Source organism: Aminipila luticellarii, from assembly GCF_004103735.1.
In the GTDB taxonomy this organism is placed as follows: Bacteria; Bacillota; Clostridia; order Peptostreptococcales; family Anaerovoracaceae; genus Aminipila; species Aminipila luticellarii.
This window is the reverse complement of the sequence record NZ_CP035281.1, coordinates 1,357,957-1,380,881: the sequence shown is the minus strand read 5'-3', so window position 1 is coordinate 1,380,881 and position 22,925 is coordinate 1,357,957. Positions and strand designations below refer to the sequence as shown.

General features: G+C 41.5%; 22 protein-coding genes. 21 read left to right on the top strand and 1 reads right to left on the bottom strand.

What is annotated here, in order from left to right; genetic code table 11:
* The first annotated feature begins 10 nt into the window (after positions 1-10).
* From dtd to EQM06_RS06230, 20 genes are all read left to right on the top strand, one after another.
* On the top strand, positions 11-460 hold the full coding sequence (gene dtd, locus EQM06_RS06325; protein WP_128745531.1) for a D-aminoacyl-tRNA deacylase: 450 nt from the start codon (positions 11-13) through the stop codon (positions 458-460).
* A gap of 14 nt (positions 461-474) precedes the next feature.
* A complete protein-coding gene (locus tag EQM06_RS06320) occupies positions 475-1,095 on the top strand; it encodes an MBL fold metallo-hydrolase (protein ID WP_128745530.1) in 621 nt (206 codons plus the stop codon).
* The gene (gene hemZ, locus EQM06_RS06315; protein WP_164914371.1) at positions 1,088-2,467 is read left to right on the top strand and encodes a coproporphyrinogen dehydrogenase HemZ; all 1,380 of its coding nucleotides are present in this window, start codon (positions 1,088-1,090) and stop codon (positions 2,465-2,467) included. The genes EQM06_RS06320 and hemZ overlap by 8 nt, the downstream gene beginning before the upstream one ends.
* 5 nt (positions 2,468-2,472) lie before the next feature.
* Positions 2,473-3,726, top strand: coding sequence for a histidine--tRNA ligase (gene hisS / locus EQM06_RS06310; RefSeq protein WP_128745528.1), 1,254 nt, complete (start codon positions 2,473-2,475; stop codon positions 3,724-3,726).
* Between the two features lie 15 nt (positions 3,727-3,741).
* A complete protein-coding gene (aspS, locus tag EQM06_RS06305) occupies positions 3,742-5,508 on the top strand; it encodes an aspartate--tRNA ligase (RefSeq protein ID WP_128745527.1) in 1,767 nt (588 codons plus the stop codon).
* 28 nt (positions 5,509-5,536) lie between these two features.
* A complete protein-coding gene (nadD, locus tag EQM06_RS06300) occupies positions 5,537-6,139 on the top strand; it encodes a nicotinate-nucleotide adenylyltransferase (RefSeq protein ID WP_128745526.1) in 603 nt (200 codons plus the stop codon).
* Positions 6,117-6,677 (top strand): bis(5'-nucleosyl)-tetraphosphatase (symmetrical) YqeK, encoded by a 561-nt coding sequence (gene yqeK / locus EQM06_RS06295; protein ID WP_128745525.1) that lies wholly within the window; start codon positions 6,117-6,119, stop codon positions 6,675-6,677. Before nadD ends, yqeK begins: the two co-directional genes overlap by 23 nt.
* Before the next feature lie 12 nt (positions 6,678-6,689).
* Positions 6,690-7,040: a ribosome silencing factor gene (gene rsfS / locus EQM06_RS06290; protein WP_128745524.1), complete on the top strand. Its 351-nt coding sequence runs from the start codon at positions 6,690-6,692 to the stop codon at positions 7,038-7,040.
* Positions 7,041-7,043: 3 nt separating this feature from the next.
* A complete protein-coding gene (gene leuS, locus EQM06_RS06285; protein ID WP_128745523.1) occupies positions 7,044-9,515 on the top strand; it encodes a leucine--tRNA ligase in 2,472 nt (823 codons plus the stop codon).
* 29 nt (positions 9,516-9,544) lie between these two features.
* Positions 9,545-11,224: a ribonuclease J gene (locus EQM06_RS06280; protein ID WP_128745522.1), complete on the top strand. Its 1,680-nt coding sequence runs from the start codon at positions 9,545-9,547 to the stop codon at positions 11,222-11,224.
* A gap of 3 nt (positions 11,225-11,227) precedes the next feature.
* The gene (locus EQM06_RS06275) at positions 11,228-11,566 is read left to right on the top strand and encodes a YlbF family regulator (RefSeq protein ID WP_128745521.1); all 339 of its coding nucleotides are present in this window, start codon (positions 11,228-11,230) and stop codon (positions 11,564-11,566) included.
* Positions 11,567-11,725: 159 nt separating this feature from the next.
* Positions 11,726-12,286: an elongation factor P gene (gene efp / locus EQM06_RS06270; protein ID WP_128745520.1), complete on the top strand. Its 561-nt coding sequence runs from the start codon at positions 11,726-11,728 to the stop codon at positions 12,284-12,286.
* Positions 12,287-12,356: 70 nt separating this feature from the next.
* Entirely contained in the window at positions 12,357-13,400 is a 1,044-nt protein-coding gene (mltG, locus tag EQM06_RS06265; protein WP_164914370.1) for an endolytic transglycosylase MltG, read from the top strand.
* An 11-nt stretch (positions 13,401-13,411) separates the two neighbouring features.
* Positions 13,412-14,068, top strand: a complete 657-nt coding sequence (locus EQM06_RS06260; RefSeq protein WP_128745518.1) for an O-methyltransferase — start codon at positions 13,412-13,414, stop codon at positions 14,066-14,068.
* Positions 14,069-14,104: 36 nt separating this feature from the next.
* The gene (locus EQM06_RS06255) at positions 14,105-15,328 is read left to right on the top strand and encodes a peptidase U32 family protein (protein WP_128745517.1); all 1,224 of its coding nucleotides are present in this window, start codon (positions 14,105-14,107) and stop codon (positions 15,326-15,328) included.
* A 98-nt stretch (positions 15,329-15,426) separates the two neighbouring features.
* Complete coding sequence (locus tag EQM06_RS06250) at positions 15,427-16,779, top strand: hemolysin family protein (protein ID WP_128745516.1); 1,353 nt, start codon at positions 15,427-15,429, stop codon at positions 16,777-16,779.
* Between the two features lie 111 nt (positions 16,780-16,890).
* Positions 16,891-17,814, top strand: a complete 924-nt coding sequence (gene spoIIIAA / locus EQM06_RS06245) for a stage III sporulation protein AA (protein WP_164914369.1) — start codon at positions 16,891-16,893, stop codon at positions 17,812-17,814.
* Positions 17,815-17,837: 23 nt separating this feature from the next.
* Positions 17,838-18,359: a stage III sporulation protein AB gene (locus EQM06_RS06240; RefSeq protein WP_128745514.1), complete on the top strand. Its 522-nt coding sequence runs from the start codon at positions 17,838-17,840 to the stop codon at positions 18,357-18,359.
* 20 nt (positions 18,360-18,379) lie between these two features.
* Positions 18,380-18,577 carry a stage III sporulation protein AC gene (spoIIIAC, locus tag EQM06_RS06235; RefSeq protein WP_330548376.1) on the top strand — a complete coding sequence of 66 codons (198 nt, stop codon included), beginning with the start codon at positions 18,380-18,382 and terminating at the stop codon, positions 18,575-18,577.
* An 11-nt stretch (positions 18,578-18,588) separates the two neighbouring features.
* Entirely contained in the window at positions 18,589-18,975 is a 387-nt protein-coding gene (locus tag EQM06_RS06230; protein ID WP_128745513.1) for a SpoIIIAC/SpoIIIAD family protein, read from the top strand.
* A 93-nt stretch (positions 18,976-19,068) separates the two neighbouring features.
* On the opposite strand, the gene EQM06_RS06225 is transcribed toward EQM06_RS06230, so the two are convergent.
* Positions 19,069-20,025 (bottom strand): aldo/keto reductase, encoded by a 957-nt coding sequence (locus EQM06_RS06225; RefSeq protein ID WP_128745512.1) that lies wholly within the window; start codon positions 20,023-20,025, stop codon positions 19,069-19,071.
* Between the two features lie 156 nt (positions 20,026-20,181).
* On the opposite strand from EQM06_RS06225, the gene alaS reads away from it, so the two are divergent.
* Positions 20,182-22,806, top strand: coding sequence for an alanine--tRNA ligase (gene alaS / locus EQM06_RS06220; RefSeq protein ID WP_128745511.1), 2,625 nt, complete (start codon positions 20,182-20,184; stop codon positions 22,804-22,806).
* Positions 22,807-22,925: the final 119 nt, after the last annotated feature.

Sequence of the window (22,925 nt, the reverse complement as noted above, 5' to 3'; positions counted from 1 at the left end):
GGGAGGCGGCATGAGAGCAGTTGTGCAAAGAGTAACGGATGCTGATGTAACGGTGGACGGAGAGATCACAGGTTCTATAAAAAAAGGATTTGTGGTATTGTTAGGCGTGGAGGAAGCAGATGACATCGCCGATGTTCGCTATATTGCAGACAAGGTTTCCGGTTTACGTATTTTTGAGGATGAACATGAAAAAATGAACCTTTCTCTAATGGATGTGGGAGGTCAGGTGCTTGCGGTTTCTCAGTTTACTTTGCTGGGGGATGCCAGAAAAGGGAAACGACCCAGCTTTATAAAAGCCGCAAGACCGGAAAAAGCAAAAGAACTTTATGACGAATTTGTTCGCCAGATAAAAGAAAAAGGAATTTTTACAGGAGAGGGAGTCTTTCAGGCAGACATGCTTGTGAGAATCAACAACGACGGGCCTGTAACCATATTACTGGATAGTAAAAAGTTATTTTAAAAGGTGGAGAGTATATGCAGATTAATTGTATTCCCAGTGGTGCATTAGGAGCAAACACATATTATGTACGGGATGAAAACACAAATAAAGGATTTATCGTAGACCCCGGCGGATTTAGTCCGAGGATGGCAGACCTGATAAAAAAGGATGGCTGTGACGTTCAATACGTCATCCTGACTCACGGACATGGTGATCATATTGGGGGAGTAAAAGAATACCTGTCTTTATTTCCGGGTGCAGAGCTGGTGGCGTGTATTCACGAAAAAGATCTTCTTGCAGATTCTGCATTTAATATGTCGGAGGATTGCTGCGGGAGAAAAATCGAGTTAAAAGCAGATTTATGGGTAGAGGATAAGGATACGCTGGAAATTGGCGGCATGACCCTTACCTTTCTTCACACACCGGGGCATACTCCCGGAGGTATGTGCATTTTAGTGGGCAATGTACTGTTCAGCGGAGACACGTTATTTCAGCAGTCTATCGGCCGAACAGATTTTCCGGGGGGCTCTTTCCCTCAACTGAAGAATTCCATTCATACGAAATTGTTCACTCTTCCCGATGACACGGTTGTTTATCCGGGTCATATGGGATCCACCAATATCGGACTGGAAAAGAGGAGCAATCCATTTGTATAAAATAATATTAAACGGGATAACAAATAAATACGAATATGATGAACTGATTAAAGTTTTTCTCAGGCCGGAAGATTATATTTTGCTTTGTGATTCTGACAAGAAAGATGTTGCAGATGAAAGCGAAAAAGCAGAACGACTGCTGGAATTTGATGAAACAGAAAAAAATGCACTGAAACAAGCCTTGTACCGAACCTTATCCGAGCTGACCGGAAAGAGCCCCGAATGGGGGATACACACCGGGGTAAGGCCGGTAAAGCTTGTGGGTGAACTGTTGAATAAGCTGGGTTCTATGGATAAGGTCCTAGACACTCTTAAAAATTTTTACCTTTTTAATGATGAAAAGATTTCCTTGATATGCAATACATACCGCATTCAACGGGAAATTTTGGACACACCAGTGCCCAATGAGGTCGGACTTTATATAGGCATTCCTTTCTGCCCGACCAGATGCTTATATTGCTCGTTCACGTCAAACCAGTCAAAGCCTGATAAAATTCAAGAATATCTGGATGCCTTACACAAAGAAATCCGGTATACCGGCGAAAAAATGAAAAGAACTGGCATGTATCCGGAATCAGTATACATAGGAGGGGGTACTCCTACAACTCTTACGGCGGAGCAGCTTAATGCCTTATTAGGCGAGATAAGAAAAGCTTATGACTGGACGAGGGTCAAAGAATTTACCGTAGAAGCAGGCCGGCCGGATACAATCACTCCGGAAAAGCTTCACGTGTTAAAAGAAAATGGAGTAGGCCGTATCAGCATCAATCCTCAGACAATGAAAGATAAAACCTTAGAGCTGATCGGACGTTCCCACAGCAGCAGTGACTTTATAAACGCTTTTGAAATGGCAAGAAATGCGGGAATTCCCATTATTAATACGGATATTATCGCCGGACTTCCGGAAGAAACACTTCAGGACTTTGAAAATACGGTGGATACTATGATTGGACTGGGAGCAGAAAATATTACAGTACATACCTTAGCTGTAAAAAGAGCTTCCAGATTAATAGATTTGGATAAAGAGTTTCATTATAAGCAGGCTCTTAATGTGAAGGACATGCTTGCCCTGTCCAAGGACAAGCTCTATAAACAGAATTACAAGCCGTATTATCTTTACAGACAGAAACATATGGCCGGCAGTCTGGAGAATGTGGGTTATGCCAGACCGGGCTGCGAAGGCATTTATAATATACGAATCATGGAAGAACATCAGACCATCGTTGCACTGGGTGCCGGCGGAATATCAAAAGTATATTATCCGACGGAAAACCGGTTGGAACGGGTTCCGAATGTATCAAATTTTGAAATATACATATCGAGATTAGAGGAAATGCTTCGGAGAAAAGATGACAATTTATTTAGGAGGTAATTTGAATGTTGACCAATGCGCCAAAGGGCACAAAAGATATTTTGCCGAATCAGGTGTACAAATGGCATTTTGTTGAAAAAGCCTTTGCCGATATATGTCAGAGATATGGATTTAAAGAAATAAGAACTCCTATTTTTGAGCATACTGAATTATTTAAAAGAGGTGTTGGGGATACTACGGATATCGTAGAAAAACAGATGTATAGCTTTGAAGATTATGCAAAGAGAAGCATTACGCTAAAGCCTGAGGGTACATCCCCTGTTGTAAGAGCTTTTGTGGAACACAAACTCTTTGCTGAGGTTCAGCCGACTAAAATGTATTATGACATTCCCTGTTTTAGATATGAAAAGCCACAATCCGGAAGGCTTAGAGAATTCCACCAGTTAGGTATTGAAGTTTTCGGAACAGACAACATGATGGCAGATGCAGAAGTCATTTGTCTTGCTTCTGATTTTTTAAGTTCCCTTGGAATCAGGGATTTGGAACTGCGAATTAACAGTATCGGCTGCCCAAAATGCAGAGAAAAGCACAGGACGGCTTTAAGAGAATTTCTAAAACCTAAATATGATCAGCTTTGCGATACCTGTAAGGGACGTTATGACAGAAATCCTATGAGAATACTGGATTGCAAGTCAGAAACCTGTCAGGAGCTTGTAAAGGGAGCGCCTGTCATGCTGGATTATTTATGTGATGATTGCAAGGAAGCTTTTAAGACGCTGCAAAAGGATCTGACGGCTATGGGCATTGACTTCATCGTGGATCCCGGCATCGTCAGGGGACTTGATTACTATACGAAGACTGCTTTTGAGTTCGTATCCAATAAAATCGGAGCACAGGGAACTGTGTGCGGCGGAGGCCGTTACGATCATCTAATCGAGCAGCTGGGCGGACCAGCGACACCCGGTGTCGGTTTCGGTCTTGGCATCGAAAGGCTGCTCCTTACCATGGAAGCCAATGAAATCATGATTCCGGAGCCGGAATCTGTCGATGTATTTATTGCCGTAATGGGGGAACCCGCTAAAGAATACGGCCTTTCCCTTCTTCGAAAAATCAGGCAGGAGGGAATTAAAGCTGAAATGGATCTGCTGGCTCGAAATTTTAAGGGACAATTTAAATATGCGGATAGAATTCATGCCAAATATACGGTCGTAATCGGGGATAATGAGCTTCAAGAGGGAATGCTGTCCATTAAGACCATGGCTACGTCGGAGCAGCGGGTCGTTGCGATCGATAAGATTATTGAGGAATTAAAAAAATAAGATAGGAGATATAAAATGAGCAATGTTTTTAAAAGGACACATATGTGCGGCGTTTTGAATTCAGGCAATATTCATGAAAATGTTGTATTAAATGGATGGATTCAGAAAAGAAGAAATCTGGGAGGCCTTATTTTCTGTGATTTAAGAGACAAAACTGGAATTGTTCAGGTTGTCTTTGATGACAAGATTCCTCAGGATATTTTTGAAAAAGCGGACAGCCTTAGAAGTGAATATGTTGTAGGCATAAAGGGTATGGTAAAAGAAAGACAGTCCAAAAATCCGGAGATTTCTACCGGAGATATCGAAGTCTTTGCCAATGATCTGGTGATTTATTCCGAAGCAGATACTCCGCCGATTTATATTAAAGATGATGATAATGTAGATGAGAATTTGAGGCTAAAGTATCGATATTTGGATTTAAGAAAAGTAAAGATGCAGAAGAATTTAACTTTCAGACATAATATTACGAAGCTTGCCAGAGATTATTTTGACAGTCAGGGCTTTACGGAAATCGAAACGCCGATTCTCAACAAGCCGACCCCGGAAGGCGCAAGAGACTATCTGGTACCAAGCCGGGTAAATCCGGGGAAATTTTATGCCCTGCCCCAATCCCCGCAGCTGTTTAAACAGCTTTTAATGGTAGGCGGCTCCGATCGATATATGCAGATCGCCAGGTGTTTCAGAGATGAAGACCTGAGAGCAGACAGACAGCCTGAATTTACACAGATCGATCTGGAGATGTCCTTTGTGGATGTGGATGACGTCATTGAAATTCAGGAAGGTTTTTTGAAAAAGCTGATGAAGGAGATCATGCATGTGGACATTCAGACTCCATTTCTGAGACTTCCTTACGATGAAGCTATGGAGAGATACGGAAGTGATAAACCGGATACCAGATTTGGATTTGAGCTGAAAAAGCTGAATGAGGTGGTAGCTGGCACTGAATTTAAGGTATTTGCTGATGCACTGGAGAAGAAAGGCGACGTAAGAGGAATCAATATCAACGGCGGTTCGGAGCATTTCAGCAGAAAGGATCTGGATAAGCTGACAGACGCTTCCAAGCATTATGGTGCCAAGGGTCTGGTATGGATGAGAATAGGGGACGGAGAAATCAATTCTTCTGTTAATAAATTTTTTACACAGGAACAGCTTTCAGAAATTGCCGCTGTATTTGATGCCAAACCGGGTGACTTAATTCTTATTGCCGCAGATAAGCCTAAAATCGTATTTGACACCCTTGGCTTCCTCAGAAGAGAGATTGCGGGAAGACTGGGACTTCTGAACGATAAGCAGTTCAACTTCCTCTGGGTCGTGGATTTCCCTCTGTTTGAATACGATGATGAAACCGATTCTTATTCGGCTATGCACCACCCGTTTACCTGTCCTAAGCCGGAGGATGTTCCCATGCTGGATTCTCAGCCGGGAAAGGTCAAGGCACTGGCTTATGACATCGTTTTAAACGGTGTGGAACTGGGAGGCGGCAGTATCCGAATCCACGATAAAAAGCTTCAATCTAAAATGTTTGAAGTGCTGGGATTGAGTAAAGAGGTCTGTGAAACCAAGTTCGGTTTCTTACTGGAGGCCTTTAAATACGGTACTCCTCCTCACGGCGGCCTGGCTTATGGGCTGGACAGACTGGTGATGCTCCTATCCGGCGAACACAGCATCAGAGAAGTGATGGCGTTCCCTAAGAATCAGGCGGCACAATGCATGGTCAGTGACGCTCCTACCGGCGTGCCGGAGGATCAACTGGAAGAACTTAGTATCAATATCAGGGAATAGATTTCATCCCTGTATAAACGGAGAGGTTATGAGAAAAATAGGAATCTTTGGGGGAAGCTTTGATCCGGTTCATTTCGGACATATGGGGCTGGCTTTACAGGCAAAAAAGGAATTAAATCTGGACAAAGTGATCTTTATTCCTGCAAAATACCAGCCTTTTAAATTGAACAGAAAGGTTACCTCCGAAAAGCACAGAGTAAAGATGCTGGAACTGGCGCTGCGCGGGATGAATGATGTTGAAATTTCCTATGCGGAGCTGGAAAGTGATGAAATTTCATACACGGCCAACACCTTAAATCAGGTCAAAGCCCTCTATGATAACACAGAAGTTTTTTTCATTTTAGGCACAGACTCTTTTTTAAGCATTGAGCTCTGGCATAAAGCGGAAGAATTACTGACAGAATCCAGTTTTGCTGTTGGCAGCAGGCCGGGTTATAAAGAAGAAGAATTAAAATGCTGTATAGACAGGATAAGAGCAGTCTATAATACTAATGTTGTATTATTGAACAATAAAGAATTGCCGATCTCTTCAACGGAGATCAAGAGTGCTGTAAAAGCAGGCAAAAGTATTAAAAATCTTGTTCCGGAGTCTGTAGAAAGGTATATCCATGAAAACGGACTATATAAGTGATTACATTGAAAAAAATTTATCAGAAAAAAGAAAACGCCACATTTACGCTGTAAAAGAAACCGCTTTAAAATTAGCATTACGATATGGGGCAGATCTTGAAAAAACGGAACTGGCCGCTTTGTTTCACGATATGTTCCGGGAATTATCCGAACAGGATATGAACCGCTATGTGGAGCAGTTTCATTTAGATCCCAGATATTTAAATAACAGAAATCTGGCTCACGGCAAAGTGACTGCTGCGATCATGGAAAAAGAGTATGGTATCAAGGATAAAGATATTTTAAATGCTGTCCGTTACCATACGACCGGAAGAGCCCGTATGTCGCAGCTTGAAAAAATCATCTATTTGGCGGATGCCATAGAACCCAACCGGGACTATCCCGGAGTAGAAGAGTTGAGAAAAGCAGCATTTGAGAACTTAGATGAAGCTTGTATGTTATCGCTGACCAGAACAATTGATTATGTCCGGTCACAGCATTCCTATTTAGATGAAGATACTATAAAAGCAAGAGATTATTTGAAAGAATTAAAAATTTAAAGGAGATTTTAGATGAACGGTAAAGAAATTGCATTACTGGCAGCTAAGGTTTTAGACCAGAAAAAAGCACAGGATATCGCATGTATTGATATTAGCGTCAAATCCTCATTTGCTGACTTTTTCGTGTTGGCCTCCGGAAGCAGCGAAAGACAGATAAAGTCCCTAAGTGATGATATTGACGATGAATTTGCAAAAAACGGCATTATTGCAAAGAATATAGAAGGACAGCCCAGTTCGGGATGGATTCTCATGGACTATGGGGATGTCATTGTAAATGTTTTAACCACTGAAATGCGCCAGAGATACAATATTGAAAAGGTCTGGGGTGATTGCGAATTTTTAGAACTTGATTTGGAGGATTAATGGATGTTAGAAAAGTACAACTTCAGAGAAATTGAAAAAAAATGGCAGAAGTACTGGGAAGAAAATAAAGTTTTTGCTACTTCTGAAGATGAAAGCAAAGAAAAATATTATGTGCTGGAAATGTTTCCGTATCCGTCCGGAAAATTACATATGGGACATGTGAGAAACTACTCCATAGGTGACGTTATTGCCAGATATAAGACCATGGCCGGATTTAATGTCCTGCATCCCATGGGATATGATTCCTTTGGCCTGCCTGCGGAAAATGCTGCCATTAAGCACGGAATTGCTCCTGCAAAATGGACGACAGACAACATTGCGGAGATGACACAGCAGTTAAAGGCACTGGGCTTTTCTTATGATTGGGATAGAGAAGTGGCTACTTGCCGCCCCGAATATTATAAGTGGATGCAGTGGATATTTATCCAATTTTATAACAAAGGCTTGGCTTATAAAAAAGAAAATCCGGTAAACTGGTGTCCAAGCTGCCAGACAGTACTGGCAAATGAGCAGGTAGTCAATGGCTGCTGTGAACGCTGCGGTACCGTGGTAGGCAAAAAAGAACTATCCCAATGGTATTTGAAAATTACAGACTATGCAGATCGGCTTCTCAATAATCTGGATAAGATGGAGGGCTGGCCCAGCAAAGTCAAGATCATGCAGAAAAACTGGATTGGAAAGAGTGTCGGTGCTGAAGTCGATTTTCATATTGACGGATTTGATGAAAAACTCACCATTTTTACCACCAGACCGGATACGCTGTATGGAGTGACCTACATGGTACTTGCACCGGAACACCCATATGTAAAGAAGCTTGCAGAGGGTAGCGGAAAAGAGGCGGAGGTTGAAAAATATCTGGATGAAATCCAGCATAAGTCTGATATTGAAAGAACCTCCACTACCAATGAAAAAACGGGTGTATTTATCGGCAGATATGCCATCAATCCGTTAAACGGAAAGAAGGTTCCGATCTTTATTTCTGATTATGTTCTGATGGACTACGGAACAGGGGCTATTATGGCCGTACCTGCTCACGATCAGAGAGACTTTGAATTTGCCAAGAAATTTGACTGTGAAATCATTCCGGTAGTAGAATCCGAGGATCCTTCTATAGACATTCATCACCTGACCGAAGCCTTTGTAGCGGAAGGTAAAATGATTAATTCAGAGATGTTCACCGGTATGAACAATAAAGAAGCCATTTCCAAGGTCGTTGATTATCTGGAAGAAAAGGGAATCGGCAAGAAGTCCATTAATTACAGACTTCGAGATTGGCTGATTTCAAGACAGAGATATTGGGGTGCTCCTATTCCTATGATTTATTGCGACGACTGCGGATGGGTTCCGGAAAAAGAAGAGAACCTGCCTGTCTTACTGCCCACGGATGTGGAGTTTACGGGAAAAGGAGAATCTCCTCTTACAACAAGTAAAACCTTTGCAAAGGCCGTATGCCCTAAATGTGGAAAACCTGCCAGAAGAGAAATGGACACCATGGATACTTTCTTGGATTCTTCCTGGTATTTTTTAAGATACACAGACGCAAAAAATGATAAAGAAGCTTTTTCAAAGGAAAAGCAAAAATACTGGATGAATGTGGATCAATATATTGGCGGAGTAGAGCATGCGATCCTGCACTTAATGTATGCAAGATTCTTCCAAATGGCTCTTTATGATTTGGGATACACGACCAATGAAGAACCTTTTGAGAACTTACTGACTCAGGGCATGGTCATCAAGGATGGTAAAAAAATGTCAAAATCCATCGGAAATGTGGTAAGCCCTGCAGAAATTATTGAAAAATACGGAGCAGATACAGCAAGACTCTTTATTTTATTTGCTGCACCGCCTGAAAGAGAGCTGGATTGGTCCGATGCTGGTGTAGAAGGAAGCTACAGGTTCCTGAACAGAGTATACAGATTGGTTTATGAACTGACGGATGTTATAAAACATGCCCCGAATTCATATATTTTAGAAACAGAAGAAGATAAATCTTTAGCTTTTGAAATGAATACAACTATAAAAAAGGTTTCAGAAGATGTTGGCGGCCGATTTAGCTTTAATACGGCAATCAGTTCCATTATGGAAATGGTAAATGAAATGTATCGATACAAGGAAAACGAAAATATCAACTTGGGGCTTCTAAAAGCTGCGGTTGAAAACTTGGTGTTGATCTTATCTCCATTTACCCCTCATGTCTGCGAAGAAATGTGGCAGAGCTTGGGACATAATGAATCGGTTCACAAAATCAGCTGGCCAAAGTATGATGAAGCGGCCATGATAAAAGATACTGTAGAAATCGTTATCCAAATAAATGGAAAAGTTAAAGAAAAGATGAACGTTACAAATAACTTGGATAAGTCAGCTTTTGAAAAGGCTGCGATGGAGAACGAAAAAGTTAAAGCTTTAATAGAAGGAAAAAACATTGTTAAAGTTGTTGCAGTACCAAATAAGCTACTAAATATCGTTGTAAAGTAAATTTCATAGCAAAGTAGAACGGAGAAAGAATGAGAAAAAGAACTAACAGAAAGAACGGCAGTCCACTTCGCGTTATTCCAATTGGCGGATTAAATGAGATCGGAAAAAACATGACCGTATTGGAGTACAAGGATGATATTATTATTATTGACTGTGGAATGTCCTTTCCGGAAGACGAAATGTACGGAATTGATATCGTAATCCCTGATTTTGCCTATGTTGTAAAAAACAAGGAAAAGGTCAGAGGTGTGATATTGACACATGGTCATGAAGACCACATCGGAGCGATTCCTTATCTGCTTAAGCAGATCAATGTTCCTATTTATGGAACCAGACTCACTTTAGGATTGGTAGAAAATAAACTGAAGGAGCACGGAATTAAAGGGAATCTCAACACGGTGGCTCACGGCGACAAGGTTCAGCTGGGTGTTTTTAACGCGGAAGCCATTCGAAGCACCCATTCGGTAGCGGATGCTATCTGCTGGTGCATCGAAACGCCGGTGGGAAGGGTTTTCCATACCGGTGACTTTAAAATTGACTACACCCCTATAGGCGGAGCACCCATGGATTTCGCCAGACTGGCAGAGCTGGGATCTAAGGGAGTTCAGCTCATGCTTTGTGACAGCACGAATGCCACAAGACCCGGTTACTCCATGTCGGAACAGACCGTAGGTATTACCCTTGAAAATATTTTCAGAAATTCTGAAGCGAGAATTATTATTGCGACCTTCTCTTCCAATGTGCACAGGGTGCAGAGAATTATTGACAATGCCGTTAAGGTGGGCCGTAAGGTGGCCATATCGGGCAGAAGCATGGTAAACGTCGTTAATATCGCCATGGAGCTGGGATATCTCAATGTACCTGCAAATGTACTAGTGGATATTAATAAAACAAAAAATATTCCGGACAAGGAGCTGGTAATCATCACCACCGGAAGTCAGGGCGAGCCTATGTCTGCACTTGCAAGAATGGCATCCAATGACCATAAGGCAGTGACCATAAAAAAAGGAGACATGGTGATTTTATCCTCCAGTCCGGTACCGGGAAATGAAAAAACCGTTTCCAATGTGGTCAATAAGCTCTTTGAAAAAGGGGCGGAAGTAATCTATTCGGATATAGCGGATATCCACGTTTCGGGACACGCCTGCGAAGAAGAATTGAAATTAATGCATTCGTTGATCAAGCCAAAGTTCTTCATGCCTGTACACGGGGAATACCGTCATCTGAAGCGTCACGCACAAATTGCTGAAAGCCTGGGAGAAGATCCGGATAATATCTTTATATTAGAAAATGGCAATGTGCTTAACGTAACAGCCAATAAAGCCGAAATCCTTAAAGAAGAGGTTCCTTCACAGGCGGTATATGTGGACGGCCTTGGTGTAGGAGATGTGGGAAATATCGTACTCCGCGACAGAAAGCTTCTTTCAGAATCCGGGCTCATCATCGTAGTTGCTGCGATTGACAGGTCATCCGGTACCATATGCTCCGGTCCTGACATTATTTCCAGAGGCTTTGTATATGTGAGAGAAAATGAAAACCTGATCGAACAGGCCAGAAATCTGGTGGCCAATACGCTGAATAAATGCTGTGACGAAAACATTAAGGATTGGAATGCTCTTAAATCAGCAGTAAGGGATGATCTCAGAAGCTTTATCTATAAGCAGACAAAGAGAAGCCCTGTCATACTGCCTATATTCTTGGAGGTATAATGAATGAACGTATATGATGCGGCCAGAGCACTGGCTACAGAAATTAAGAATTCAGAAGAGTTAAAACAGTATGAGGCCATCAAGGCCACGGTTTCCCAAAACAGTGAAATAACTGAAATGATCAATGACTTTCAGGCAAAGCAGATGGAAATGCAGACAAAACAAATATTGGGCCAAGAAATAGACGAAGAATTTACGGGTCAGGTACAGCAGCTCTATGGGATCATGATGAGTGATCCCCTTGCCGCACAATATCTGCAGGCGGAGCTTCGATTTTCCCTAATGATGAATGATATCTATAAGATCCTGGGAGAAGTAATCAATCTGGGAAATAATCAGTAGGAGAGGTAGCCCCCTGAACTCTTCTTATGAAATATTGAGGACTTGGCAATTGTTACAACTTTTGGTATAATAAATACCGTAAAATCTATAAAAAGACTTAAAATTCTCTAAAAACCATGGTTTTTAGTTAGTTGACACGAAATTATAAAGGAGTAAAATATGTTATACGCAAGTGATTTTAGAAAAGGTATTACTTTTGAATTAAATGGTGAGCCGCATGTTGTTTTAGACTTTCAGCATGTAAAGCCGGGTAAAGGTGCTGCCTTTGTAAGAACAAAATATAAAAATATTCTTACGGGTGCTACCAGAGAAGAGGCTTTTAACCCGAATGATAAATTCCCTAAGGCTCATATTGAGACAAAACAGATGCAATACTTATATAATGACGGTGAACTTTATTACTTCATGGATCAGGAAACATTTGAACAGGTTCCGCTAATGCAAGAACAGGTCGAGGATGCCATTAAATATTTAAGAGAAAACGATGACGCCACCATCAAATTCTACAAGGGTGCCGCATTTATGGTGGAAGCTCCTAACTTTGTAAACTTGAAGGTTATTGAAACAGAACCGGGCGTAAAAGGGGATACGGCTACGAACGTAACAAAAGCAGCTACGGTTGAAACCGGTGCAGTTGTTCAAGTTCCAATTTTTATCGAAGAAGGCGAAGTTATTCAGATAGACACGAGAACAGGCGAATATTTAGGAAGAGCTAAATAAAGCACAAACTGAATAAATGAAAAAGGAGGGGCGTTCTTACACGCTCCTTTCTAGTAAAGAGGAAGTATTTATGGGAAAAAGAAATCCAAGCAGAACCACAGGCAAGACGTATATAGCTGTCATTTTAGTATTCATCCTCCTTTTCATTGGGAGCTTTGTGCATTATATGCAGAATCTGGGAAAACCTTTTGATAAAAATAATACCAAAGCCATAGCAGTAAATATACCTCAAGGATCTGGAACCAGTACAATCGGACAAATACTGGAAGAGAAAAAAGTCATTTCCAGTACAAATAAATTTAAATTGCTGTCAAAAATAGATGGGAACGATGGAAAATATAAAGCGGGAGAATATTCCCTGTCTCCCTCCATGCCGCTGGAACAGATCATGGAAATCATCATATCGGGGGATTCCAACACCAGCAGATTTACGATTCCGGAGGGTCTTACCATAAAAGAGACCGCAGACAGGCTTGCTGCCAAAAACTTGATCAACAAGGATGCCTTCCTGTCAGAAGTAAAATCCGGTACGTTTGATTATAGGTTTATATCCCTTTTACCAAATACTGAAAATCGGCTGGAAGGGTTTCTATACCCTGAAACCTATGATATTTATACAACGGCCAGCGAACACGAGATTATTGGTAAAATGCTGGATCAATTTGATAAGCTTGTACCGGAGGAATATTATACCAGAGCATCTGAAATGGGCTATGATATGTACAAAATCATAACGATCGCTTCTTTGATCGAAAAAGAAACGCTTGTTTCCTCCGAAAAACCGGTAGTGGCCAGTGTAATCTATAACAGACTAGCCGTTAATATGCCCCTGCAGATTGATGCAACGGTGCAGTATGCACTGCCTGAACATAAGGAACGGTTGAACTATAAGGATCTGGAAGTGGATTCTCCCTACAACACCTATCAGAATACCGGGCTGCCTCAAGGGCCGATCTGTTCTCCGGGAATTGATTCCATCAAAGCCGCTCTATATCCTGCGAATACCAACTACTATTACTATGTATTAAGTGCTGAAAAGAACGGTTCACATAAGTTTTCCAATACGTATGAAGAATTCTTAAAAAATAAGAACGCATATGTTCATTCACTTTAACGGAGAAGGATATGAATATTACAAATAATAAAGTAACCCAATATATTGATGAATTGTACAAGCCTTTAAATATTTCTCTGGGGCTGCTGCGCAAACAGGCAGAGGCGGCCAGAGTCCCCATTATCCTCAGAGATACGGAAACCTTGATCCTGAACCTGATTCGTATGAAGCAGCCTCAAAGAATCCTGGAAATCGGCACGGCGGTAGGATACTCGTCTTCCTGCTTTGCGGCCGCTTACGAGGAAACAAAAATCGTAACAATCGAATATAATGAAGAAACCTGCCAAACAGCACGTGATAATATAGAACTTCTCGGATTATCTGATCGAATAACAGTTTATCTCGGAGATGGGGAAAAGGTCATAGAGCAGCTCTACGAAAAGGGCATTGAGCCCTTTGATATGGTTTTTATCGATGCATCCAAAAGCCACTATAAGCGATTTTGGGATGCCGCCATCAGATTGGTTCAGAAGGATGCAGTGATCCTGTCAGATAATGTCCTGATGAAAGCCATGACTGTCTCTGATGAATACGATGTAAATGGACGACATAAAACCAATATCCGTAAAATGAGGGAATATGTGCAGTATATCAATGCATTGGATTATTGCCACACTTCTGTTGTTCCGGTGGGAGATGGATTAGCAATCAGTATGTTACACCTATAAATTTACAGTAAATATATTATGTATATAGAGGAAGAAATGAAAAAAATAGAACTTTTAGCCCCGGCCGGGGATTTGGAAAAATTGAAAATAGCAATCGATTACGGTGCGGATGCCGTATACTTTGGCGGTGAAATGTTCAGCCTAAGGGCAGGAGCCGGCAATCTGACAGCAGAAGAAATCAGGGAAGGAGTGGAATATGCCCATGAGAGAGGGAAAAAGGCCTACCTGACCATCAACATCTATGCCCATAACGAGGATATTAAACCCTTGGAAGAATATCTGAACCGAATAAAAGGTCTGAACCTCGATGCTTTTTTAGTTTCAGATCCCGGCATCTTGCTTTTACTCAAGGAAGCCATACCCAATGCAGAGATTCACTTGAGCACTCAGGCAAACATGACGAATTTTAAAGCGGCAGAGTTCTGGCACCAGCAGGGAATAAAACGTATTGTACTGGCCAGGGAATTGACCTTTAAAGAAATTCGGGAGCTTCGCAGCAACATACCCGATGAAATGGAAATCGAAGCCTTTGTTCAGGGTGCTATGTGCATTTCCTATTCGGGGCGATGTCTTTTAAGCAACTTCATGATCGAACGGGATGCCAACCGGGGGCAGTGCGCTCATCCTTGCAGATGGAAATACAGTCTCATGGAAGAACAAAGACCCAATGAATATTTTCCCATTGAAGAAGATGAACGGGGAACCTATATTTTAAATTCCAGAGATTTATGTATGATCGATCACATTCCTGAGTTGATTGATGCAGGAATCGCATCGGCGAAAATAGAAGGGCGTATGAAAAGCATTTTCTACGTGGCAACTGTAGTGAGCGTTTATAGAAAGGCTATTGATGCGTATTATGCAGATCCGGAAAACTACAGCTTTAAAGAGGAATGGTTGACCGAATTGAAAAAGGTCAGTCATCGGCAGTTTACTACGGGATTCTATTTTGACAGGCCCACCAATAAAGATCAGGACTATCAGACCAGTGCTTATACCAGAGATTATTCCTTTATCGGTCTGGTGAAGGATTATGACCCGAAAACCGGCTTAGCTCTGGTGGAGCAACGAAATAAGATGAGCATCGGCGAAGAAATCGAGATCTTTGGACCGAATACAAAGTTCTTTACGCAGATTCTTGAAGTCATGCTGGATGAAAGCGGAAAACCGGTAGAATCTGCGCCGCATCCGCAGCAGCTTTTACAGATTCAGGTGAAGCAGCCTGTAGCCGCCGGATTTATGTTGCGTAAAAGAAAATAAGATGATATAATTCATCACATATATGAACTTGTCCGATTCGTAAAGCGAATTGCGGACAAAAATTTTTCAATTAAATGTTTAAAAAGGAGAGAAAAAGAATGTCTTCGGACCCCAGTATGCCAGTAATGGCACAAATAATATTTCTAGCATTTTTGATCTTTATCAATGCTTTTTTTGCAGCGGCAGAAATGTCGATCGTATCGGTCAACAAGAATCGGATTAAAATTCTTGCTCAGGATGGAAATAAGAAAGCTGCAATGGTACGCGATTTATTAGACAATCCCAATATATTTTTATCCACGATTCAGGTGGCCATTACGTTGGCAGGGTTTCTTGCCAGTGCATCGGCAGCGGTAGGGATGTCGGATCACTTAAGTAAAGTATTTACAAACATAGGGATACCATACGGTCACTATATATCTGTTCTGGTCGTCACCATCATTTTATCTTATGTTACACTTGTTTTGGGAGAGCTTTACCCGAAAAGAATAGCGCTTCAACATGCGGAAGGTATGGCGATGCTAGTCGTACGGCCGATAGTCGCCCTGTCTAAGGTGGCAAAGCCGTTTGTGTGGATCTTATCTTTTTCAGTCAATATCATTTTAAAGCTGACAAGGCAGAAAACCAACACCAACGATGAAGAATTCTCGGAAGATGAGGTCATGTCCATGCTGGAGGTCGGTCAGGAGACTGGTGTTCTTAAAGAAAACGGCAAAAAAATGATCAACAGCATCTTTGCCTTTGATGATAAGCTGGCTTACGAAGTCATGACCCCGCGAACGGATGTTTTTTATATCGATATAAATGATCCGACAGAGGAATATATTGATGAACTGATGGAACTCCGGTATTCCAGAATTCCGGTATATGAAGATGACAGTGATAACATTATCGGTATCCTGCATATCAAAGATTATTTGATCAAGGCCAGAGAAGACGGCTTTGAAAATGTGGATATCCGATCCATTTTAAGAAAACCTTATTTCGTACCTGAAACGAAAAATATTGATTCCTTGTTTTTTGATCTGCAAAGCTCGAAACAGCATATTGCCATACTCATCGACGAATACGGCGGATTCTCTGGTATTGTGACCATGGAGGACATCATCGAAGAAGTCATGGGAAACATTGACGATGAATATGATGAGGAAGAGCTTCCTATCGAAAAAATTGACGAAAGTACGTATATAGTAGACGGCTTTATTAATTTAAATGATTTGGATGAACAGCTTCATTTAAATCTTCAATCGGAAAACAGCGAAACGCTGGGAGGTCTTCTGATCGATCTTCTCGGAGAGATACCGGATGAAGATGAGCAGGGAAAACGGGTGATTGAATATGAAAACTGTGTATTCAAAATAGAATCTGTAAAAGAACGCAGAATTGAAAAAGTAAAATTGTATATTGTTCCGGATCCCAGCAAGGAGGACGATCAGAAAAAGGAAGAATAATGAAATATCAACACATTCTCATATGAGAATGTGTCTTTTTTTTGACTCCTCTAAAATTTTTATCATAATTTTTTGTCCAAGCAATATCTTTAAGATATGGAGGTGTTACATATGGAAAAAAATATTGAGAGTATACTGATAAAGATGCCACAGGATCTGGAAAAAACTTTTCGGGCTTTACCCGATGCCATTATTAATAATGCAGAAGAATTCCGCTTTAGAATCGGACAGCCCATTTCTATCCTTTCGAAAAATGAAGAATATCATATATCCTATGCCGTGGATTATGAAATGCTCAATAATCTGATAAACCGAATGCTGAATTATTCCTTTTATGCTTACGAAACCGAATTGGCAAATGGTTATATAACCATTGAAGGCGGTCATCGAGCCGGAGTATGCGGAAAGGTCGTTCTTGAAAAGGGTACGGTAAAACTTATTAAAGACATATCTTCTTTGAATATAAGGTGCAGCAGAGAAATCATAGGTGCTTCGGATGAATGCATCAAAAGCATTCTGAAACCGGATGGGAGCGTTCATAATACCCTGATTGTTTCACCGCCTAAATGCGGAAAAACAACACTGCTCAGAGATTTAATAAGGAATCTGAGCTGTAAGGGATATCGAGTTGGCGTATGTGATGAGCGGTCGGAAATAGCGGGCAGTTATAGGGGCAATACTAGTTATGATTTGGGCCCGCGTACGGACATATTGGACGGCTGTCCAAAAGAGCAGGGAATCATCATGCTGATACGAGCCATGTCCCCCAATATTATTGCCACAGACGAAATCGGTAAAAGTGCCGACATTTATGCCATAGAAACAGCCATGTGTGCAGGAGTTAATTTAATTACTACCATACACGGAAACTCCTATGAAGATGTTTTAAATTCAGCTATAGGGAGTCTCGTGAAAAGAGGAATCTTCTCCTGTATCATTTTCTTGTCCAATATACCTACAACCGGCTCCATCCGGGAAATCATTTATTCCAGTCCGCATAAAAGCGGAAATGAAAACGATAACGATTTTATGTAAATTTCCAGAAAGGAAGAGCTGCTTTGATTAATATCATTTTAAACACGCTGGTTTTTATAATCTGCAGTGCCATCGGATATGTTAAGGCACGGGATTATCAGTGCAGAGTCACCAATCTGCAAAGCTTTCTGGACGGACTGAAAAATTTGGAGGATGAAATCTTATACCGCAAGACGCCTCTTCCGGAAGCTTTGGAAATCGTTTCGGATGAAAAGGCCAACCACGCCGCCAAAGATTTATTTTCTAAAGTATCGGCAGATTTAAAAGGGAAAAACAATTGCAGCTTTCTTGAAAGCTGGATAAGGTATTCCAAAGAGCTGGGAGATACATGTTCTTTTACGGAAGAAGACATACACACCATCGTTGAGCTTGGAAAGGGGCTGGGCGGTACGGATGTCTATGGACAGAGCGCGGTAATACAACGGTCTTATAAACGAATTGAAAATCAGCTGAAAGAAGCTTCGGAAGAAAATAATAAAAAGGGTAAAATGTACAAAAGTCTTGGAATTGCTATCGGTTTAACACTTGTTATTATCCTAATATAAGAAGGTGGAGGACACAAAAGATGATGGATGTTGACATCATATTTAAAATAGCCGGAATAGGTATTGCAATCGCAGTAATCAATCAAATACTTGCAAAGGCTGGGCGGGAGGATTATGCTCTCATGACTACTTTAGCCGGAATTGTGGTGGTACTTTTCTTTATTATCCGTATGATCAGCGAATTCTTCGAAACGGTAAAAACCTTATTTCAATTATAGGCGGTGTACCTATGGATATCATAAAAATTGCGCTCATAGCCCTTGTAGGAGTCATCTGTTCTCAGATCGTGAAGGGTTTCAAGCCGGAATTTGCCATTTATGTGGTGCTCACAACGGTTATCATCATATTTACACTGGCATTGCAGAAACTCATGTCCGTATTTACCTTTCTGCAAAGTATATACGGAAATATTACATACGGAAAAACCTTTTTCCCGATTATCATTAAAGTGCTTGTCGTAGCTTATATTGCGGATTTTACTTCTCAGTTGTGCAAGGATTCGGGGGAGGGTGCTATCGCAGGAAAGGTAGAATTGGCAGGGAAAATCATTATATTTTATCTGGCGATTCCTATTTTGATTGCCATACTGCAACTAATCAATTCCGTATTAAAATGAAAAGGTATTGCAGGCATATGGCTTCGCCATATGCCGTTATTTGTCCTATAGGAAATATCACTGAAAACCATATATCCAATCTACTTTTCATTCTTAAAACAAAAGGATAGCCCGCACAGGGCAGACCGGCGCACAATAACCGCAGGTCAGGCAGATTGAATGATCGACTTCCGCTATCCCTCTAGGATTCAAGAAAATGGCACGGTTGGGACAACGTTCAATACAACTGCCGCAGCCTTCGCAGTCTCCTTCATCAATGTGAATTTTTTTCTTTGTCATGTCGGGAATATACGTTCTGTCTATAGTTCCTCCCACATATTCAAGCATTCGGTCTATTTCCCGCTTCTGTCCAAAACCCACCATCATGGAGGATACCCCCGGAAGGGTGCTGACGTAATCAAGTGCCTCCAGATAATGTCCGGTCAAATTTCCTCCGCCAAAGACCTTCATGGTAAACACGCCTTTTTCTTGAGCAGCATTTTTCTCAATAGCGGCCGCCATTTCCTCCTTAGTTCCGAATTCGTTTCCTTTTCTGATACCAAGACTTCTAAAGTTGATCAGCGGGAAGAGCACATCCAGTTCAGGAACCTCCGCAGCCTGTTCCGCCACATCTACATGGTGTGTAGAAATCCCGATCGCCTTTATAAGCCCTTTGGACTTAGCCTCTTGAAGATATTCCCATGCTCCGGATCGATTTTTCCAATCTGCACCGCTCCTGACCTCATGGAGCAGAAATATGTCGATGACATCTCTGCTCATTTCCATTCTGGCCTGCTCCACGGCATATTTCATCTGACTGTAAGACGGATCCAGACATTTTGATGTGATGATCGGCTCATAATTGGTGCCTTTTAACGCCCGCTTAATGTAGTGATACGTATCGTAATACTGTGCCGTATCTAAAAAGTTTATACCGCATTCCAGTGCGTATCTCAATACCGCTGCTCCCTCTGATTCCGGCATATTTAATTGTGTTTTTCCGATAGTCAGTACGCCAAATCCCACCGGAGTAACTTCTAATCCCGTGCTTCCGAGAAGATTTTTCCGCATAGTCCCTCCAATTCCTGTTTAAATTCTGTATACTTTAGTGTTTTATTCATTATTTTCTTTAATTGTAACACAAAACATGGTATAATAATTGGGTTATACGATAAAAATCATTAAAATGAATTTCATGATACTGTTTCACGGGAGGAATAAATATATATGGAAAAACTGGGATTAAATCAAATCAGAGAGACATTTCAAAACTTTTATGTCAGCAAAGATCACTATAAGAGAAAAAGCTTTTCGCTTGTTCCTGAAAAGGACAAGAGTCTGCTCATCATAAATTCCGGTATGGCACCGTTAAAGCCTTATTTTGCAGGATTGGAGACTCCGCCAAGCAAAAGGATGACCACTTGCCAGAAATGTATTCGAACCGGCGATATCGATAATGTGGGCATGACAGCAAGACATGGTACGTTCTTTGAAATGCTGGGAAGCTTCTCTTTCGGGGATTATTTTAAGACAGAGTCTCTGACTTGGGGATGGGAATTCATCACTCAAGTCTTAAAATTGCCTGAAGATAAAATTTGGGCCACCATTTATGAAGATGATGAAGAAGCCTTCGGAATCTGGAAAAATGTGATCGGAATGCCTGAGGAAAGAATCGTAAGACTTGGAAAAGAAGATAATTTCTGGGAAATAGGGACAGGTCCATGCGGCCCTTGTTCGGAAATTTACTTTGACAGAGGGGAAGAATACGGCTGCGGCAGTCCCGACTGTAAACCGGGATGCGATTGCGACCGATATGTTGAATTCTGGAATCATGTATTTACCCAATTCTCCAGAGATGAGGAAGGCAACTATACCAATCTGGCACATCCGAATATTGATACCGGTATGGGTCTGGAGCGTCTTGCCTGCATTATGCAGGGGGTAGACTCCATATTTGATGTGGATACCATCAAATATATTCTGGATGCCGTTGTGGAAAAATCCGGCGTGACATACGGCAATGGCAAATATAAGACGGATGTATCCATCCGAATCATTACGGATCATATACGTTCCGTAACCTTCATGATTGCCGATGGAATCATACCGAGCAATGAAGGCAGGGGATATGTTCTTAGACGGCTCCTGCGAAGGGCGGCAAGGCATGGAAAGCTTCTGAACATTAAGGGAGCCTTCTTAGCTGAATTGTCCAAGAAGGTAATTGAAGTATCCGGCGGGGCTTATCCGGAGCTGGAGGAAAAACGAGAATATATTTATAAGATCATTACCATAGAGGAAGAGAAGTTCAGTTCAACCATCGATCAGGGTACGGCTATTATCGCCGAATATGTGGAAGCATTGAAAAAAGAAGGCAAGACAGAGCTTTCCGGTGAAAATGTATTTAAACTTTATGATACGTATGGGTTCCCGCTGGAATTAACACAGGAAATTTTATCTGAAAATGGATGTACCGCCGATATTGACGGATTCAATGCCAACATGCTCCATCAGAAGGAAACGGCAAGAGCAGCCAGAAAATCCGTTGATGATGACGGCTGGGCCGAAGAAAATTTAGATTTTGGCTCAGGCAGTAAAACGGAATTTACCGGATATGAAAAAACAGAAGATGAAGGAACTGTAATCGGCATTTTCTGCAATAAAACTATCTCTCAAACGGCTAAAGTCGGAGAAGATGCAAGGATCCTTCTGGACAGAACACCTTTTTATGCGGAGAGCGGCGGTCAGATTTACGATCACGGCATAGTCTGCAACGAGCATTTTACTGCAGAAGTGATAGAAGTGACTAAATCTCAAGGAAATTTTGCTCACAAGCTGAACATTGTAAACGGCGAATTGAAAGTAGGGGATAAGCTGAAGTTATTTGTCGATGTTCCTGTCAGAAATCATATTTCAAGGAATCATACGGCGACGCATTTACTCCAGCAGGCTCTTAGAGAGGTTGTGGGCAGCCACGTACATCAGGCCGGTTCCAGTGTGAACGCAGAAGGACTGCGCTTTGATTTCAACCATTACGAGGCTGTGACGAAAGAACAGCTTATCGCGGTAGAAAAGATCGTTAATGACAAAATCATGCACTTCCTGCCGGTTACCACAGAAGAAATGTCCATGCAGGATGCCGTTCAATCCGGTGCGACTGCCTTATTTGGCGAAAAATATGGTGATAAGGTACGAGTGGTATCCGTAGGAGATTTCAGTAAAGAGCTTTGCGGCGGTACCCATGTGGCTAATTCCGGATTAATTGGTGCATTTAAAATTGTAAGTGAATCCGGAGTTGCCGCAGGTGTCAGAAGAATTGAAGCAATTACAGGACTGGCAATTGTAAATAAGCTGAAGGAAGCAGAAGAGGTTATAGACCAGGCGGCTGATGTTTTAAAAACCAATGCCAGCGGTTTGCTTGCAAAGATTTCAAGTTTATCCGAGGAAGCCAGGGTCTTAAGGAAAGAGCTGGAGGAAATCAAGAAGAATGCTATCAGCTCTTCACTGGATTCCATCCTGAATGAAGCCAAAACAATCGGAGATGTCAAGCTGTTGACAAAAGAATTTATCGATTATGATATTAATGACCTCCGTCAGATTTCCGACGATATAAAGAAATCCAACAAGGGTTATATACTGGTCTTTGCTGCACAAAACGGCGGAAAGGTAACGTTTATGGTGTCCATTACAGATGATCTTCTGGAAAAGGGGTACCATGCAGGCAATATGATCAAGCAGATTGCGGCGGCAGCCGGTGGCGGCGGCGGCGGAAAAGCTGATATGGCGCAGGCAGGTGCAAAGGATCCTTCTAAAATTCAGGAGGCATTTAAGGTTGCGGAATCCTTAATTCAATAAATTTTAGTAAATTTTAATATTTTTTATTATTTTTATAAATTTTCATAATAATTTTGTGTAAATATTACAACAATATTAAATATAAAATTTAGGGTTGTTTTGGTTATGGAAATATGTGT